The 17786-nt window shown below is 59.5% G+C and carries 15 protein-coding genes; 5 read left to right on the top strand and 10 right to left on the bottom strand.

Going from position 1 to position 17786, the window contains the following annotated elements; all coding sequences use genetic code 11:
- Positions 1–65 precede the first annotated feature (65 nt).
- The 9 genes from murD to mraZ all read right to left on the bottom strand — a co-directional run bounded on the left by murD (position 66) and on the right by mraZ (position 10260).
- Positions 66–1466, bottom strand: a complete 1401-nt coding sequence (murD, locus tag SIB38_RS10575; protein ID WP_412551989.1) for a UDP-N-acetylmuramoyl-L-alanine--D-glutamate ligase — start codon at positions 1464–1466, stop codon at positions 66–68.
- Between the two features lie 65 nt (positions 1467–1531).
- On the bottom strand, positions 1532–2590 hold the full coding sequence (locus SIB38_RS10570) for a hypothetical protein (protein WP_412551988.1): 1059 nt from the start codon (positions 2588–2590) through the stop codon (positions 1532–1534).
- Between the two features lie 31 nt (positions 2591–2621).
- On the bottom strand, positions 2622–3704 hold the full coding sequence (gene mraY / locus SIB38_RS10565; protein ID WP_412551987.1) for a phospho-N-acetylmuramoyl-pentapeptide-transferase: 1083 nt from the start codon (positions 3702–3704) through the stop codon (positions 2622–2624).
- Entirely contained in the window at positions 3704–5146 is a 1443-nt protein-coding gene (locus SIB38_RS10560) for a UDP-N-acetylmuramoyl-tripeptide--D-alanyl-D-alanine ligase (RefSeq protein WP_294113885.1), read from the bottom strand. The genes mraY and SIB38_RS10560 overlap by 1 nt, the downstream gene beginning before the upstream one ends.
- The gene (locus tag SIB38_RS10555; RefSeq protein WP_294113886.1) at positions 5143–6624 is read right to left on the bottom strand and encodes a UDP-N-acetylmuramoyl-L-alanyl-D-glutamate--2,6-diaminopimelate ligase; all 1482 of its coding nucleotides are present in this window, start codon (positions 6622–6624) and stop codon (positions 5143–5145) included. The genes SIB38_RS10560 and SIB38_RS10555 overlap by 4 nt, the downstream gene beginning before the upstream one ends.
- A 21-nt stretch (positions 6625–6645) precedes the next feature.
- The gene (locus tag SIB38_RS10550) at positions 6646–8430 is read right to left on the bottom strand and encodes a peptidoglycan D,D-transpeptidase FtsI family protein (RefSeq protein ID WP_412551986.1); all 1785 of its coding nucleotides are present in this window, start codon (positions 8428–8430) and stop codon (positions 6646–6648) included.
- Entirely contained in the window at positions 8427–8774 is a 348-nt protein-coding gene (locus tag SIB38_RS10545; protein WP_294113890.1) for a cell division protein FtsL, read from the bottom strand. Before SIB38_RS10545 ends, SIB38_RS10550 begins: the two co-directional genes overlap by 4 nt.
- Complete coding sequence (rsmH, locus tag SIB38_RS10540) at positions 8774–9766, bottom strand: 16S rRNA (cytosine(1402)-N(4))-methyltransferase RsmH (protein ID WP_294113896.1); 993 nt, start codon at positions 9764–9766, stop codon at positions 8774–8776. The genes SIB38_RS10545 and rsmH overlap by 1 nt, the downstream gene beginning before the upstream one ends.
- 2 nt (positions 9767–9768) lie before the next feature.
- A complete protein-coding gene (gene mraZ / locus SIB38_RS10535; RefSeq protein ID WP_366010435.1) occupies positions 9769–10260 on the bottom strand; it encodes a division/cell wall cluster transcriptional repressor MraZ in 492 nt (163 codons plus the stop codon).
- A gap of 733 nt (positions 10261–10993) precedes the next feature.
- Between mraZ and SIB38_RS10530 the strand changes: the two genes are divergently transcribed.
- The 5 genes from SIB38_RS10530 to ptsP all read left to right on the top strand — a co-directional run bounded on the left by SIB38_RS10530 (position 10994) and on the right by ptsP (position 16692).
- Positions 10994–11476, top strand: a complete 483-nt coding sequence (locus tag SIB38_RS10530; RefSeq protein WP_294113901.1) for an NUDIX hydrolase — start codon at positions 10994–10996, stop codon at positions 11474–11476.
- Between the two features lie 72 nt (positions 11477–11548).
- Entirely contained in the window at positions 11549–12022 is a 474-nt protein-coding gene (locus SIB38_RS10525) for a DUF1178 family protein (RefSeq protein ID WP_294113902.1), read from the top strand.
- Positions 12023–12048: 26 nt separating this feature from the next.
- Positions 12049–12693 carry an SDR family NAD(P)-dependent oxidoreductase gene (locus SIB38_RS10520; protein ID WP_294113904.1) on the top strand — a complete coding sequence of 215 codons (645 nt, stop codon included), beginning with the start codon at positions 12049–12051 and terminating at the stop codon, positions 12691–12693.
- A gap of 193 nt (positions 12694–12886) precedes the next feature.
- A complete protein-coding gene (locus SIB38_RS10515; RefSeq protein WP_294113906.1) occupies positions 12887–14125 on the top strand; it encodes an aspartate kinase in 1239 nt (412 codons plus the stop codon).
- A 323-nt stretch (positions 14126–14448) separates the two neighbouring features.
- On the top strand, positions 14449–16692 hold the full coding sequence (gene ptsP, locus SIB38_RS10510; protein WP_412551985.1) for a phosphoenolpyruvate--protein phosphotransferase: 2244 nt from the start codon (positions 14449–14451) through the stop codon (positions 16690–16692).
- A gap of 217 nt (positions 16693–16909) precedes the next feature.
- Here the strand turns inward: ptsP and SIB38_RS10505 are convergent, their stop codons facing one another.
- A complete protein-coding gene (locus tag SIB38_RS10505; protein WP_294113909.1) occupies positions 16910–17677 on the bottom strand; it encodes an EcsC family protein in 768 nt (255 codons plus the stop codon).
- Between the last annotated feature and the right edge of the window lie 109 nt (positions 17678–17786).

Raw genomic sequence — 17786 nt, 5'->3', positions numbered from 1 at the left:
AGGCCAATTTCCGCCCACTTTGATGTTGATCAAACCTGCTCAAAAAGCCGTGGCAGCGCCCTCCTTCAGGAGAGCGCCTGCTCGACACATTTGGCAAAATCCTCGCCGCGTTTCTCAAAGCTGTTGTATTGGTCAAAACTCGCGGCTGCAGGCGCCAACAACACCGTATCGCCCGCCTCTGCCTCCGCCGTAGCTTTGGCCACAGCCGTCGCCATGTCGGTGCAAACCTCGGCCTCAACGCCCTTGAGCTGCATCGCAAAGCTGGCCGCCTCGCGCCCAATCACATAAGCCTTCTTGACCCCACCGGCACTCTCAACCAAATCGCCCAGACCGCCCTCTTTCTCCAGCCCGCCACAAATCCAGCGGATGTTTTTGAAAGCGGACAGCGCCTTCTTGGCAGCATCAACGTTGGTCGCCTTGCTGTCGTTCACATAGGTCACACCGTCCTGCTCCGCGATGATCTGGCTGCGATGGGGAAGACCGCCGAAAGAGGTAAACCCGGCTTCGATCACGCGCGGCGCCAACCCTAATGCCCGGCACACCGCATAGGCGGCGCAGGCATTCTGGTGGTTGTGCGTACCCGGCAAGCCTTTGATATTGCGCAGATCAATCGACCCGGCCTGACGGCCTTTGCGGTACTCACTTAAGTAGCCCTTGCGGGCAAAGACATTCCAGCCCGCCCCGGTCAGCTTACGCTCGGTGGAAATCCGCATCACCCGATCATCTGCCGGCCCTTCTGAGAGCTGCCCCGCCAGATATTTGCCCTCAATCTCGTCCACGCCGACGATGGCGCGGTCCGGGCCACCTTCCGCAAACAAACGACGCTTGGCGGCAAAATAACCGCCCATGCCCGCGTGCCGATCGAGATGATCCGGGCTCAGGTTGGTAAACACCGCCACATCTGGCGTCAGGCTGCGCGCCAGATCGGTCTGATAGCTCGACAGCTCCAGCACCACCACATCACCGTCCTCCGCTGGATCAATATCCAGCACCCCGCGGCCAATATTGCCTGCCAGCTGCGTGCGCCGTCCCGCCTCGGTTAACACATGATGAATCAACGCAGACGTGGTGGATTTCCCATTGGATCCGGTCACGGCCACCACCTTGGGCGTGACTTCAAAATTGTCCCATTGCCGTGTGGCAAAGCTGCGGAAGAACAAGCCAATGTCATTGTCCACTGGCACACCCGCGTCCAAGGCTGAGGCCACAACCGGGTTCGGCTCAGGATACAAATGCGGAATGCCCGGCGAGACAATCAGGCTAGCAACATCCTCAAACGCGCCCTGACGAGACAAATCGCGACAGACAAAGCTTTCCCCTTCCGCCGTTTCCCGCGCCGTTGGATTGTCGTCCCAGCAAATCGCTTCCGCACCACCTGCGCGCAATGCCCGCGCTGTGGCAAGGCCGGACCGCCCCAACCCCAACACAGCCACATTTGCGCCGTCATACCCTTGCACTGGAATCATTTTTTCGCCTGCCACTTTCCGAGTCACTTACGTCTTACTCATAGCAACAGATACTGACGTGCGCTCTAGTGTTTATTTCTCTCTTGTTTGAGCTTGCGCCGTAAATGCGCCGCCTTTTGCCTGACAGAAGTCAATTCTTCCGCCAAATCAGAAATGGTTTGCGCAATCCCTTGCACGGCTTCATCGGTGAAGAGGTTTTGCTCTTCGCGCGGCGGACCGGCCAGATCGCAATCCGGAAACTCTATGCCCCAGGTCTCCCGAAAATAGATGTAAGTCTCTTCGCAACGTGCCCGCAACAACGCGACACTTCCTGCTTCCAATCGCAATTTTGGCCCGTCGATATGCTGCAGTTGAAACCCATTCATGACGTGGCCAAGCGATTCATGGCGGATGTCTGACAGAGCGTCTGCAATCAACAGTCCCGCGCCGGACAAGGACTGGTTCAAGCTCATCGTCTCAATGTTGCGTCCCAACGCTGATAGACCAGCAGCGTTCCAAAAACTCGCCATGATGTCCGATTTTATCGGAGGGTCGCCCGGAAACATCACCAGCTTAAGAGACTCAGAACCGAATACGGCGCGATACGCTTCAATAATCTGAGGTGCTGGCAATTCGGGTATCGCGGCCAACGGAGTGTTCAATCTCCGGTCCCCCCGTTTTATGCCATGAAACAAACGACTGATTGTTAACAAAAGCGGGTCGCGTACGTAAAAGACAACCTCAATACGTTTTGCAAACTTCAACAGATAGTTCCGCAGTGTGTTCAGCCCTGCTCTGTCCTCATGAAGCTGCACCAGATGCTCGGAGCTCAGAAGCAAAACTTTCGGTTTGGTCGCGTAGAACTCGTCCTCAAACTCGCGCCGACTGTCAGTATTGTTTTTGGTTACGTCCTCCAGGGTCAAATTGTGCTTAGACACTTGACGAAGACGCATTGGATCGCTGGCGCATAAAGTTGCCAGGAACCTGTGATTGACCGCCACAGAGGGATACAGCACCCCAGAGGAAATGAGCTGAGGCGCCGCGCGCCTCAGAGTTCGCTGAATGGTTGTGGTCGCCGTTTTGGGCGGCCCAATGTGTAAAATGCAACGGTCGGCTATATACTCTTCAAAATTACCTGAACCCATACCACCTGTCCAAAACTACAATAAAAACCCATTATCGCAGTTTTAGCGTCGCCAGTCCAATCATTGCTAAGATAACCGCAACGATCCAGAAACGGATCACAATTTGCGGCTCTGACCAGCCCTTTTTCTCATAGTGGTGATGGATCGGCGCCATTAGGAACACACGCTTACCGGTGCGTTTGAAGTAGAGCACCTGAATGATCACACTGAGCGCTTCGACCACAAACAGGCCGCCAATGATGCCCAGCACCAGCTCGTGTTTGGTGGACACTGCAATCGCACCCAAAGCACCACCAAGCGCCAACGAGCCGGTGTCTCCCATGAACACCGCAGCTGGCGGCGCATTATACCAGAGGAAGCCCAGCCCGCCGCCGATCAAACCTGCGACAAAAATCAGGATTTCGCCAGTGCCCGGCACGTAATGCACGTCCAGATACTGGGTAAAGTCGACCCGCCCAACGGCATAAGCAATCACACCCAACGCACCGGCGGCAATCATCACCGGCATGATCGCCAAGCCGTCCAAGCCATCGGTCAGGTTCACCGCATTGGCCGCGCCCACAACCACAAACATGGCGAATGGAATATAGGCCCAGCTGAGGTTGATCAGCACTTCTTTGAAGACCGGCACAGCAAGCTGCAATTGTAGTGCCTCCGGCTGCAAATAAGTCGCCCAGACCCCGGCCACACCGGCAATCACAAAGCCCAGCAACAAGCGCACTTTGCTCGACACGCCTTTGGTGTTTTGCTTGGAAACCTTAGCGTAGTCGTCGGCAAAACCGATCAGCCCATAAGCCAGCGTCACAAACAGCACCAGCCAGACAAAACCGTTGTCCCAACGCGCCCAAAGCAAGGTAGAGGTCACCAAAGCCCCCACAATCAGCAGGCCCCCCATGGTGGGTGTGCCCGCTTTTACAAAATGCCCCTCAGGACCGTCATCGCGGATCGGCTGGCCTTTGCCTTGCTTGCGGCGCAGCACATTGATCAGGGGCTTGCCAAAGATAAAACCAAATATCAGCGCTGTCATAAACGCCCCGCCTGCGCGGAAGGTGATGTAGCGAAACAGGTTAAAAAAATCACCGCCGTCTGACAGACTGGTCAGCCAATAAAACATTACGCGTCCTCGTTTTTGGATTGCGGGGCGGGATGGCCCAGTTTGCGGATGGCGTCAACCACCTTGGACAGCGCCATGGACAGGCTGCCCTTGGCCATGACCACGTCGCCCGCATCTACCAGCCTACGCACATCCGGCACCAGATCGGCACTGGTGTCGACCCATTGCCCTTGTTTTTCTTCTGGCAGGGCGGCGTGCAAATGCTGCATCAACGGGCCCACGCAATGCACCACATCGATGTCTTTCATCGCCGGGTGACCCGCCAAATCCGCATGCATCTCAACCTCTTGTGGGCCAAGCTCTTTCATGTCTCCAACAAAGGCAATCCGACGACCCTTGCCAATCCGGCCCACGCCATTGGTAGGCACCGCCGCCGCCAAAACCTCGAGCGCCGCTCCAAGGCTGGTTGGGTTGGCATTGTAGGCCTCGTCAATCAGCACCAACGTGCGTTCGGTTTCTACCGGATCGAGATAAATCGTTTCCCGCGCGCCACGACCCACAAACGGCGTCCAGCGTCCCAAAGCAGCCACCGACAGCGCCAAATCCGCGCCCAAGGCCTCGGCGGAAGCCAAAGCGCCAAGCCCGTTCATCGCAAAATGCCGTCCGGCGCTTTGCACTTTGAACATTGCCAAATCGCCGCCATGAATGGCGCGCGCCACAGTGACATTGCCGGTCAGCTTCACGTCACCCAACCGCCAGTCTTTGGCGGTTTCACCAAACTCCTGGATCTCCGCTGACAGGCTCTGCGCATGGGTGCGCAACACATCGGCAGTTTCAATGTCAGCGTTCACAATCGCAATGCCACCCGGCTCAAGTCCGTCAAATACCGCCGCCTTTTCCTGCGCGATGCCTTCCACGTTCTCAAAGGCTTCCAAATGCACCGCCGCCACCGTAGTCACCAGCGCCACATGCGGTCGGGCCATCTTTGCAAGCGGCGAAATCTCACCGGGGTGGTTCATCCCAATTTCGATCACCGCAAACTCGGTGTCCTGCGGCATCCGCGCGAGGGTCAGTGGCACGCCCCAATGATTGTTATAGCTCGCCACAGAGGCATGGGTCCGACCCTGCCCGCCTAAGATGGCACGCAGCATTTCTTTTGTGGAAGTTTTGCCAACAGAGCCGGTCACCGCCACAACCCGCGCGTCGGTGCGCGCGCGCCCGGCTTTCCCCAGCGCCTCCAGCCCTTCAAGCACATCATCCACAATCAACAGCGGCGCATCTGGTGACACGCCCTCCGGCACCCGGCTCACCAAGGCAGCCGCCGCGCCTTTTTCCAGCGCCTGCGCCACAAACTCGTGCCCGTCCCGCGCCGCCGTCAGCGCCACAAACAAGTCGCCCGGCGCGATGGTGCGCGTGTCAATCGACACACCATCGCATTCCCACGCAGTGGTGACTTTGCCGCCGGTCGCTTTAGCGGCGGCCTCAGATGTCCACAGGCTCATGCGATCCCCCCGTCCAGCGCGGCCACGGCCACACTGGCTTGTTCACAATCATCAAATGGCAACACGTCGTCGCCGACAATCTGGCCGGTTTCATGACCTTTGCCTGCAATCAACAACGTATCCCCCGGCCCCAATGCATCCACCGCCAGCAAAATAGCTTTGGCGCGGTCGTCCACCTCGGTAGCTTCCGGCGCGCCTTCCATCACGGCGGCCCGGATTGTGGCAGGGTCTTCGGTGCGCGGATTGTCATCAGTGACATAGACCACATCGGCGTTTTGCGCCGCCGCTTGTCCCATCAACGGCCGTTTGGCCGCGTCGCGATCGCCCCCAGCGCCGACAATCACAATCAAACGCCCCATCACATGCGGGCGCATGGCCTGAAGCGCGGTTGCCACTGCATCTGGCGTATGGGCGTAGTCGACAAACACTGCCGCGCCGTTTTCCCGTGTGGCCGCCAGCTGCATCCGCCCGCGCACGCCTTTGAGCTCATGCAAAACCTCAAACACCCGCTCCGGCTCTGCGCCACAGGCAATCGCCAGTCCTGAGGCCAACAACACGTTCTCCGCCTGAAACCCGCCCAGCAGGTTCAATCGTTGCTGATAAGCCTTGCCCCGGAACGTAAACCGAATGTCCTGCCCGGTTGCATCAAACCGCTGCGCCATCAGCGCGATGTCCGCCTCAGCCTTACCTACGGTGATCACACCTTGTCCACGGCCCCCGGCAATGATCGCCATATCCAGACCGCGTGGATCATCGACATTGATCACCGCTGTGCCATCGTCGGGCAAGACCCGGCCAAACAACCCCGCTTTGGCGTTGAAGTACTCATCAAACGTCTCGTGGTAATCGAGGTGATCTTGCGTGAAGTTGGTGAACCCCGCCGCCTTCAATTGCACCCCGTCCAGACGGCACTGCGCCAAGCCATGCGAACTGGCCTCCATCGCGGCAACCCCAATGCCGGCCTCCGCTGCGGCCGCCAACGTGCGATGCAAGGTGATTGGCTCCGGCGTGGTGTGATTGAGCGGCGCGGTGAAGTCACCCTCAACCCCAGTTGTACCCAGGTTCACCGCCTCAAGACCCAACTCTTGCCAGATCATACGCAGGAATGTCGCTACCGATGTTTTGCCATTGGTGCCCGTGACCGCTGCCATGATCCCCGGCTGCGCGCCAAAATACAGCGCCGCCGTATAAGCCAGCGCCTGACGTGGATCTTCGGCAATCACCAGCGCGGCGTCACTTGCCGCCAGTTCCTGTTCGGCAATCTTGGCGCCCGCTGCATCGGTCAGGATCGCCGCCGCGCCCATGCGCAGCGCAAACTGGATAAATGTACCGCCATGCACCCGCGTGCCCGGTAGGGCAGCAAAGAGAAATCCCTCTTTCACCTCACGGCTGTCCACCGCCAATCCGGTGATCGCCGGGTTCAGCCCACCCATGGCTGTCAGACCCAATTCTGAAAGCTGTTTTGTGCCTGCTGCCATCTGTGAATGCCCTTATTTGGCTTAGTTTGATGTCAGCGTTATATCAGCCAAAGGCGCAGGCTCAACCTCGGGACGCAGGCCCAAAAGCGGCGCCACGCGCGTGATCATCTCTGCCGCCACCGGCACCGCGGTCCACCCCGCCGTCCGTCGCGGTTCATCACCGGAGGTTTCCACTGGCTCATCCAAGCTCAGGATCAGCACATATTTGGGATCATGCGCCGGGAACATAGCGGCAAAGGTGGCAATCACCTTGTCCTCATAATACCCGCGCCCGCTCTCCAGCGGCTTGTCTGCGGTGCCAGTTTTACCACCCACAGCATACCCCGGCACCTCGCCAAAGGACGCCGTGCCTTCGCTCACCACCTTGCGCAACATCAGACGCGAGGCTTCGGCACTCGCCGCGCTCATCACGCGCTCGCCCTTCACCACCGCATCCTGCTTCAGGATCGTCGGCACCACCTTGGTGCCACCATTGGCAATCGCCGCATAGCCAGCCGCCAAATGCAACGGGCTGGCCGACATTCCGTGGCCGTAAGAAATCGTCATGGTCGAGAGTTCGGACCAGTTTTTAGGCAACAGAGGCTGCGCCCCTTTGGCCTCAACCAGTTCCACCGGTGTTGGATCAAAGAAGCCTAGCTGCTTGAGGAAATCTTGCTGCCGCGCTGCGCCAATCACCTGCGCCATGCGTGCGGTGCCGATGTTGGACGACTTCACGATCACCTTGGTGACGGTGAGTTGCGCGCCGTAGTTGCGGAAATCGCGGATCTTGAACTTGCCCCAACGCAACGGGCCAGCGGTGTTGATCTTGGTCTCCGGGTTCGCCAACCCAAGCTCCATAGACTGCGCCGCCGTGAAAATCTTAAAGGTCGACCCCAGCTCATAAAGCCCCTGCACCGCGCGGTTGAACAACGGGCTGTCCGCCGCCTGCCCCTGCACCGGTGGGTTTGGCCGGTTGTTCGGGTCAAAATCCGGCAGGCTCACCATAGAGACGATCTCGCCAGTATGCGCATCCATCAAAACCGAGCTCGCCCCTTTGGCGTTCATCAACTTCATGCCGCCCCAAAGCACCCGCTCTGCGGCAGTTTGCACCGTAAGGTCAATCGACAGCGTCAGCGCCTTGTCGCCATTGGCCGGATCCCGCAAAGCATCGTCGAAGTATTTTTCTACACCGGCAACGCCCACAAGCTCGGCGTCATGCACGTCTTCTTCGCCAAAAGACGCCCCGCCTAGGATATGCGCCGCCAAGCGCCCGTTCGGATACAGCCGCATCTCACGACGCCCAAACAGCAAGCCCGGCTCACCAATGTCATGCACCGCCTGCTTCTGCTCCGGGGAGATTTTTTTCTTCACCCAGTAGAACTTACGGCCGTCTTTGAACCTACGCTCCAGCTTCTCGGCATCCAGATCCGGGAAGATCTCCGCCAGCTTTTGCGCCGCAAAGGCCGGGTCGATCATCTCATGTGGATGGGCATAGATGGAATGGGTTTCCAAGTTGGTCGCCAAAATGCGGCCCTTGCGGTCGACAATATCCGCGCGCTCCGCCTGAATGCGACTGCCGGCGTAGCTGGTGCGCGGCTCGGTCGCCTCTGACATGCTGACCACGGCCATCCGTGCGCCAACTGTCAAAAACGCGCCGGCAAACAGCGCGCCCATGATGAGCAACCGCCCCTCGGCCCGCGCACGCCCCTTGTTGCGCATCTCTTCATGCCGCTCGCGCAGGTTGGCGCGCTCAATCTGATCCGGATTTTCACCGGCACTGCGCGCATGCAGGATCGACGCCAACGGGCGCAGCGGCTTGCGGATCATGGCTTGGCCTCCTCAGAGGAGACTTCCACCGCGTTCTCAAAGGTGATCGGCGCGTCAACGGACGGGAACGCCACCTGCTCGATCCGGCCAAACTGATCCGGGCGCAGCGGCAAAAGCTGCATGTCGTTGTAGTTGATTTCCGTCAGATCGCGCAGCCGGTCCGGACGGTTGAGATAAGCCCACTCCGCCTTCAACACAGCCAAACGCGCCCGCGCCTCGCCAATCTCACGCTGCAAACGTTCGGTCTCGCCAATCATTGCCTGAGTACGATAGTTCTCCTGATAGGCCCAAACCGAGAGCCCAATCACCATCCCTGCGGCCAGGATAAACAACACCATCCGCATCACTTACGTCCCCCAAGTGTCGGCATTCCAATGGCTTTTCCCGCAATCTCACCGGACGGCGCATCGGTGCGTCGCGCCACGCGCAACTTCGCGGACCGCGCTCGCGGGTTGTCTTCCAACTCGTCCGGGTCCGGCCCAACCGCCTTGCGCGTGATCAACTCAAACGCTGGCTTTTCCTGCTCGGTCTCGGGTGCATAGCGGTTCACATTGCCAGTTTTTCCGGCGCGGCTCTGAAGGAAGCGTTTGACCATGCGGTCTTCCACAGAATGGAAGGTCACCACCGCCAGCAAACCGCCCGGCTTCAAGGCCCGCTCCGCCGCCATCAACCCACGAAACAGCTCGCCATATTCGTCATTCACCGCAATCCGCAATGCCTGAAAACTGCGCGTTGCCGGATGACTCTGCCCAGGTTTTGGCCGTGGCAAACAGCCCTCCACAATCTCCGCCAACCGCAGCGTTGTGGTGATCGGTTCTGCCTTACGCTCGCGCACAATCGCCTTGGCAATCCGCCGGCTCGCGCGCTCTTCACCGTATTGATAAATGATGTCAGCCAGATCGGCCTCGTCAGCCTCATTCACCAGATCAGCAGCCGAAGGCCCTTCCTGGCTCATACGCATGTCCAGCGGGCCGTCTTTCATGAAAGAAAAGCCACGCTCCGCCAAATCAAGCTGCATGGAACTGACCCCAAGGTCGAGCACCACGCCGTCCAGGTCCTGGGCATATTCGTCCATCTTGGAAAACACACCGGCAACCAGCTCAATCTGATCGCCATACTCGCCCACCCAAGGTGCGGCCATCTCAAACGCGAGAGGGTCGCGGTCCACGCCATACACTTTGCTGGCCCCGGCTTCGATCAGCCCACGGGTATAGCCCCCGGCGCCAAAGGTGCCATCCAGCCACCGCCCAGACACCGGCGCCACTGCGCGCAGGAGCGGCGCAAGCAGAACTGGAATGTGAGGACGTTTGGCGGCGGGTTCGTCAGTCGTCGCCATGGTTAGAAATCCTCGTCGCCATCAAGGTAGATCGACGGATCGGCATCCGGATCAAAATCCTCATCCGCCTCCAGCGCCTCTTCCTGGGTGGCGTCATATGTCTCTGGGTTCCAGATCTCAAACGTGTCGCCTTTACCGGCAAAGAACGCCATACTGTCGAGCCCAATCTTGTCGCGCTGCTCTTTGGGCAACACCAAGCGGCCGGTTTCATCCACCGACACTTCCAACGATTGGGTGAGGTATAATTTACTCAGCGCCAGGCGCTTTTTGCTGCCACGGGGCATTTTCATGATGCGGCTCACCACATCATCCATCGCCTCAACCGTGAAACATTCCAGAAATTCGCGTGTCTTGCCGCCGTAGACAATCACCAGGTTGGGGTTTTCGCCACTTTTCCACTCAGGGTCGCCTGCTTCAAGCACACGGCGGAACTTGGCCGGAATCGACATCCGTCCCTTGCTGTCCACCTTGTTACGGCTTTCGCCGCGAAACATGAGCGCCACTGCCTATGGCCCCTTTCAACCTGTTGTCCCTGCCCTCCCCGGGGCTGGAAGCGAAACGGCGGATTGATCTGCTGCCACTGATCAACCCGCCGCCCTCGTCCCGCTTCTGCGGGTAGTCCAGTTGCGCGTGCCACCTGGGGGGATGTTCTGCTCGCCCACGCACCGGATCTCTTTTTTTCGATGAAAGCGGGTGCCTGTATGAAACCTGACTTGGGATCGGAGGTCTTAGCGCCTCTCTTTATGTCCCGTCCTCATCGTGCAGACAGGGATGCCATGGGAATTCATGGAAATCAACAGGAATTTGTGGACAAAAATGCTTCACGCGCGACCCAAGCTCACCCAACCTCGCGATTTTGAGAGCAATTTTGTGGGTGATGACACCATATTTAGGATATCAATCCAGAACCAACCACCAAATAAAGCGCCCCTTTAGGCGCCAAACTTTTTCCCAAGTTTTCCCAACTTTTTTCCACAGAAGGTCAAGAGCGCCCCATAACAGCCCGATCAAAAGGGCAAATCTCCGCCGTTCTGAAACTGATTCGGCGCAAACCCGCCGCCATTCCCATGCGGATCCCATGCATTCCCAGCGGGACTTCCCATATCTTTCCCACAAAATCCCAAACCGCTTCGCAACACTGCGAAACGTTGCATACCTAACCGCTTGGCTTGCCCGGGCATGGCTTCTAGGGTGCCCCTACCCGAGCACCGGACTTTTGGAGACGACATGGGGCTGCTTGACCCAACCGCCACGGCCAGCATGATCCGCAAGGCACAGAAGCGCGGCAAACACATCCAGTTTGCCGCCCTGCCGTACCGCATCCACAAGGGAAAAGCCGAAGTCCTGCTGATCACCTCACGCGGCACCCGTCAGTGGCTGCTGCCGAAGGGCTGGCCGATGGCCGACCTGAAGCCCCACAAAGCCGCTGCGCAGGAAGCCTGGGAAGAAGCGGGCATTCTGGGCCGCGCGCGCAAGCATTGTTTGGGCACCTACCGCTACCGCAAAACCCGCGGCCCCAAACGCGGCCAAACCATTCGGGTGCTTGTGTACCCTCTGGAAGTGGATAAGCTCGCGCGCATCTATCCAGAAACCGGCCAACGGGACCGCAAATGGCTGCGTCCAAAAAAGGCCGCCAAACGCATCGCCCACCCCGAACTCGCCAAACTGGTGCGCAGCTTTGACCCAGCGACAATCTCCGCCAAAGGCTAACCCCCGTCGCTTGATCCCAACCGCCCCCACGCCTATGTTCGCGCCACTGAACATGGGCACCATCACAGCACAATGATCAACTACACTCTGAAATGCGCCAACGACCACCGCTTTGACAGCTGGTTTCAATCCGCCGCCGCCTTTGACAAACTCAAGGCTGCGGGCATGGTGGCCTGCGCCGTCTGTGGTGACACCAATGTAGAGAAGGCGATGATGGCCCCGCGCGTGCGCCCCGCCCGCTCCGCCGCCGCCAAACCGCAAGAGACCACACCAGCCCCGACACCCGAAGCCGCAACCGCACCCGGCCCGCTGAGCCAACCCGCCTCTCCAGCCGAACAAGCCCTCAAAGAGCTGCGCGACCATGTCGAGGCCAATTCCGACTATGTTGGCAAAGACTTCGCCAGCGAGGCCCGCGCCATGCATGACGGCGACGCCCCTGAACGGCCAATTTATGGCGAAGCCAAGATTGAAGAGGCCAAAGCCCTGATCGAAGATGGCGTGCCCGTTGCACCACTGCCCTTTAACATCGGTCGCAAAACCAACTGATCTCACACACATACAGGAGCCACCCCATGCATGTCCTCATCACCGGCGCCAATCGCGGCATTGGACTGGCCCTCGATCAAATCCTACGCGCGCAAGGACACCAGGTCACCGGCACCAGCCGTGCGGGCGGCGAATGCCTAAAACTGGACGTGACCGATGCGGACAGCCAACGCGCCATGGCACAGGCTTTGGACACCCAACCGATTGACCTGCTGGTCTGCAATGCAGGCGTATTCCTCGACAAAGGCCAGAACCTCGCGGACGGCTATGCGCCAGACCTCTGGGCACAGACCTTTGCCGCCAATGTCACTGGCGTGTTTCTGACCGTGCAAAACCTGCTGCCCAACCTGCAGCTGGCCCAAAACCCAAAAATCGCGATCATCTCATCGCAAATGGGCTCCTCCACCAAAGTTGGCGGTGGCGGCTACATCTATCGCGCCTCCAAAGCGGCGGCCCTGAACCTCGGCCTCAATCTGGCACAAGACCTCAAGCATATCGGCATTGCCGTCGGCATCTATCACCCCGGCTGGGTGAAGACCGATATGGGTGGCGAAGGCGGTGACATCACTGTGGCGGAGTCGGCAACCGGCCTGGTCGACCGCTTCCATGCCCTGAGCCTTGAGACGACCGGCTGCTTTGAAACCTGGGACGGGCGCGCGCACCCGGTCTGATCCCGCATTCTCATTCCTTCAAATATCCCGGGGAGGAGGCGCATCCTCTGTGCCGGAGGGGCTGGCCCCTCCTCTCCCCCTGCCGTCAAGCCTTGCGTCCCCGACACATGCGCCGCCCTGACGCGCCAATCTGCCTTGCCTCGGAGCCCCCAAGCGCGTAAACCGCCTGCGACTTACGAACTAAGGACGCGCCATGCCCGTACTTGTGATGAAATTCGGCGGCACCTCTGTCGCCAACCTGGACCGCATCCGCCGCGCCGCCAAACGCGTCGGGGTTGAGGTGGCCAAAGGCTATGACGTGATTGTCATTGTCTCCGCCATGTCCGGTGAAACCAACAAACTTGTGGGCTATGTGGACGAAACCTCGCCGCTTTATGACGCCCGCGAGTATGACGCGGTGGTCAGCTCCGGCGAAAACGTCACCGCTGGCCTGATGGCGTTGACCCTGCAGGAAATGGATGTGCCCGCGCGCAGCTGGCAGGGCTGGCAAGTGCCGCTCAAAACCTCCTCTGCCCACAGCCAGGCCCGGATCGAAGAGATCCCGACCGACAACATCAACGCCAAATTTGGCGAAGGCATGCGCGTCGCCGTGGTTGCCGGCTTCCAGGGCATTTCCGAGGAAGGTCGCATCACCACGCTCGGCCGTGGCGGCTCCGACACCACAGCGGTGGCCTTTGCCGCCGCCTTTGATGCGGAACGCTGTGACATCTACACCGATGTGGACGGCGTCTACACCACCGACCCGCGCATCTGCTCCAAGGCGCGCAAACTGGACAAAATCGCCTTTGAAGAAATGCTGGAGCTCGCCTCTCTGGGCGCCAAGGTCCTGCAAACACGCTCTGTCGAGCTCGCCATGCGCTACAAGGTGAAACTGCGCGTGCTCAGCTCTTTTGAAGAACAATCCGACGAGGCCGGCACGCTGGTCTGCGATGAGGAGGAAATCATGGAATCCAATGTTGTGGCCGGCGTGGCCTACTCCCGCGACGAAGCCAAAATGACCTTGCTGTCCGTGGCCGACCGCCCCGGCATCGCCTCCATCATCTTTGGCTGCCTGTCTGACGCAGGCGTGAACGTCGACATGATTGTGCAGAACATCTCTGAAGATGGCCGCACAGACATGACCTACTCCCTGCCGACAGATCAGGTGAAACGCGCCGAAACCGCGCTGGACGAGCTCAAAACCTCCGGCGGCCTGAACTTTGCCGAATTGGTGATCGACGAAGACGTCTCCAAGGTCTCCGTTGTGGGCATCGGCATGCGCTCCCAGTCCGGCGTCGCGGCCAAGATGTTCAAAGTGCTCTCTGACGAGGGCGTGAACATCAAAGTCATCACCACCTCGGAGATCAAAATCTCCGTGCTGATTGACCGCAAATACATGGAACTGGCGGTGCAGGCCTTGCACGACGCCTTTGAACTGGAAAAAGCGGCGTAAGCCGCGCTGCAAAATGTCAACGCGCGGCCCAAAGGGTCGCGCGTTTTTCTTTCAGGACACAAGCCGCCCGAATTTGCGGCATTTCGCCAATTTTTACAGCATAATGCCCAATTCGATGCTACGCTTTGCTACACCGCAGCAAGCCACCCTGCGCAAGCTTTTCCCCGTCAATCAACACGCTCGTCCAAGTTTTTAAATTTTCTTCACAAAAATCGCTGCAACGCGGCGTATTATTGCAACCAAGACAGCCATATAAACCGTTTTGATTCCACGATTGTTGTGATCTATTCGGCGCCGAGTAGTGACAAGGACCACACCTCACCATGGTGCAAAAAACCGAAACCGAGAGCCGCAAACTTTTGGGGCGCCTGCGCGATGCCTTGGCCGAAGACAGCGCCGGTCAGGAGCGCCTGGACAAAATCACCCATCTGATTGCCACCTCCATGGGCACAGAGGTGTGCTCGATCTATCTGTTTCGCGATGAGGACACGCTAGAGCTCTGCGCCACCGAAGGCCTGAACGCAGAAGCGGTCCACCAGACCCGCATGCGTGTTGGCGAAGGCCTTGTCGGCCGCGTGGCCCGCACCTCCAAAGTGGTGAACACCGATGACGCGCCCAGCGCCAAAGGCTTCCGCTACATGCCGGAAACCGGCGAGGAGATTTACTCCAGCTTCTGCGGCGTGCCGGTGCAGCGCCTTGGCGACAACCTCGGCGTATTGGTTGTGCAATCCAAAGACAAACGTGGGTATTCCGCTGATGAAGTCTATGCGCTGGAAGTGGTCGCCATGGTGCTCGCTGAGATGACCGAACTTGGCGCGTTTGTCGGCGAAGGCGCCGCCATGAGCGCCTTGCACCAGCAATCGGAGCTGTTTCGCGGCACCTCAGGCCAAGAAGGCGCCTCCGAAGGCCACGTCTGGCTGCATGAACCTCGCGTCGTGGTCACCAACCCCGTGGCGGATGACCCAGACGTAGAGCTCACCCGCCTGAACGAGGCGGTCGAAGAGCTGCGCGTTGGCGTCGACAAAATGCTTGATGGCGCCCAACGCGGTGACAAAGAACAGCTGGAAGTGCTTGAAGCCTACCGCATGTTTGCCAACTCCAAAGGCTGGATGAAGCGTATGGAGCAGGACATCGCGCGCGGCCTGTCCGCAGAGGCGGCTGTCGAAAAAGAACAATCCACCGCCCGCGCCCGCATGGAGCAGGTCACCGATCAGTATCTGCGCGAACGCCTGCACGATCTGGACGATCTCTCCAACCGCCTGCTGCGCATCCTGACCGGCCAAGGCAGCGAGACCGGCGCAGACATGCCCGCTGCTCCCATCCTGATCGCGCGCAACATCGGCCCCGGTGAATTACTGGAATATGGCCGCAATCTCAAAGGCATCGTGCTGGAAGAGGGCTCCGTCGGCAGCCACGCCGCGATCGTTGCCCGCGCGCTGGCAATCCCCTTGGTGATACACGCCGACAAAATCACCACCGAGGCACTCAATGGCGACCACATCATGGTCGACGGCGATCAGGGCATCGTGCACCTGCGCCCCGACGACACGGTTGTGACCGCCTTCCGCGACAAGATCGCCATGGCTGCCAAGGCACAGGAACGCTACGCCAGCATCCGCGACAAAGAGGCCAAGAGCCGCGATGGCGCGGTGGTGCACCTCACCATGAACGCAGGATTGATGGCCGACTTGCCGTCGCTGCAATCCTCCGGTGCCGAAGGTGTGGGCCTGTTCCGCACCGAGCTGCAATTCCTGATCCGCAACCAAATGCCCAAACGGACCGAACTGGCGCAGCTTTATGCACGCGTTATGGACGCCGCCGACGGCAAACGCGTGGTCTTCCGCACACTCGACATTGGCTCCGACAAAGTCCTGCCCTACATGGCCCCGCAAGACGAACCTAACCCGGCGCTTGGCTGGCGCGCAGTGCGTGTGGCCTTGGACAAACCCGGCGTGATGCGCATGCAGCTTCAGGCGCTTTTGCGTGCCGCCAACGGACGCCCGCTCACCATCATGTTCCCCTTCATCGCGCAATATGAAGAATACAAAATGGCCCGCGCCGAAGTGGACAAGGCGATTGAACGCGAGATGATCCTTGGCCACCCGCTGCCGTCAGAGATCGAAGTGGGCGCGATGCTGGAAACACCATCATTGGGCTTTGCGCCCAAGAAATTCTACGAAGAAGTCGACTTCCTCTCCATTGGCGGCAACGACCTGAAACAGTTCTTCTTTGCCGCGGATCGTGAAAACGAGCGGGTGCGCCGCCGCTATGACACGCTCAACGTCAGCTTCCTGACCTTCCTGGAAGGCATTGTGAACCGCTGCATCGACACCGGCACACCGCTCAGCTTCTGTGGCGAAGATGCCGGCCGCCCAATTGAGGCTGTCTGCCTTGCTGCTATGGGTCTGCGCAACCTGTCAATGCGCCCGGCTTCCATTGGCCCGGTGAAAAGCCTGATCCGTCGGGTCGATCTGGGTGAGCTGCGCCGCGTGATCCACGCTGCGCGTGAGCGGGGCGAACAGTCCGTGCGCCCCGACGTGATGGAATACCTGCGCAACAGCGGATAAACACCTTACTTCGCTCGGGAAAAGGCGTGCGTTGCACGCCGCCGAGCATCTCCCCACTGGCCGTCAGGGGCTTGTGTAGCAAGCTCCCGAGAGGTGACCGCCCCCATGGGCGGGCGATTTTGGCCTGATTTGTCATGCCCCAAAAGTGGTTTTGGATGGAGAGCTCGGTTCATATTCGACAGGCGAGATCGCCCACCCACGGTCAGGCGTTGCCCGGCTAGTCTTTCCCCAACCGCTTGCGCATCCCGTCAACCAGCACCTCCGGTGACACATCTGCCTCCACCGCCAGTTTGCGCAGGCCAAAATGCACATGCGCGATGTCCTGATAATAACTGGTGTAGGCGTAGTTCGTCGCCGCGCCTGCCGCCGCGCCAATCACCGGCACCATCTGCGCCGCCAGCTTCTGCCCCAAAACCGGCGCCAGTTTGGGCACAATCACCGTGCTGATCCATTTGGTGCCGCCCATCGCCAATCCTGCCCGCTGCTCCAGCATCGCCAAATCCGCGCCGCGATCTTCCTCAAACGGCCCATTCGCGGCCAATACGCGCACGCAATCAAACCGTACGCTCTCATGGCTTGGGTCAAACCCATATTGCACCGCCACGCCCTGAATCGCGCGCAACAGCACCGTCACCGTGATCGGCAGCTCCGCCAGCGACGAGGTCACGCCCCCGGCCCCACCCGCCGCGCCCAGCGCCGCCGTAACGCTGGCGTTGATCCAATCCGGCTGATCTTTGACCAAGCCCCGGCTGCCATCGGCCCATTTCACGGCCTGCATCAAAGCCACCTCCGTAGCCCCACCCAGCCCGTCCTGCACCTCACCCGGCAAGCTCTTGAGCAACCCGCTCACCGGCATGCCCAACACGCCCAGCACTTTCATGCCCAGCCCACTGGCCCCGCCATAGCGCTTGGCCAGCGCGTCTAGTTCGGAACTTACGTCAATGTCTTGGTCCGGAACATCCGGCAAAATCTCGATTTGGGTCATGGGTATAGAGGTAGGGTAATTGGCCGCTGGTTCAACTATGCAGGATAGAAAGGCCATTCCTGAGAGGTTATAGACTTGCAAGAATATCAGGGACTGCCCAAAGTCGCCT

It is taken from the genome of Shimia sp. MIT910701, from assembly GCF_047126315.1.
Lineage (GTDB): Bacteria > Pseudomonadota > Alphaproteobacteria > Rhodobacterales > Rhodobacteraceae > Shimia.
Note: the sequence above shows the minus strand (reverse complement) of the source record. Positions and strands in the feature narration are given on the sequence as shown.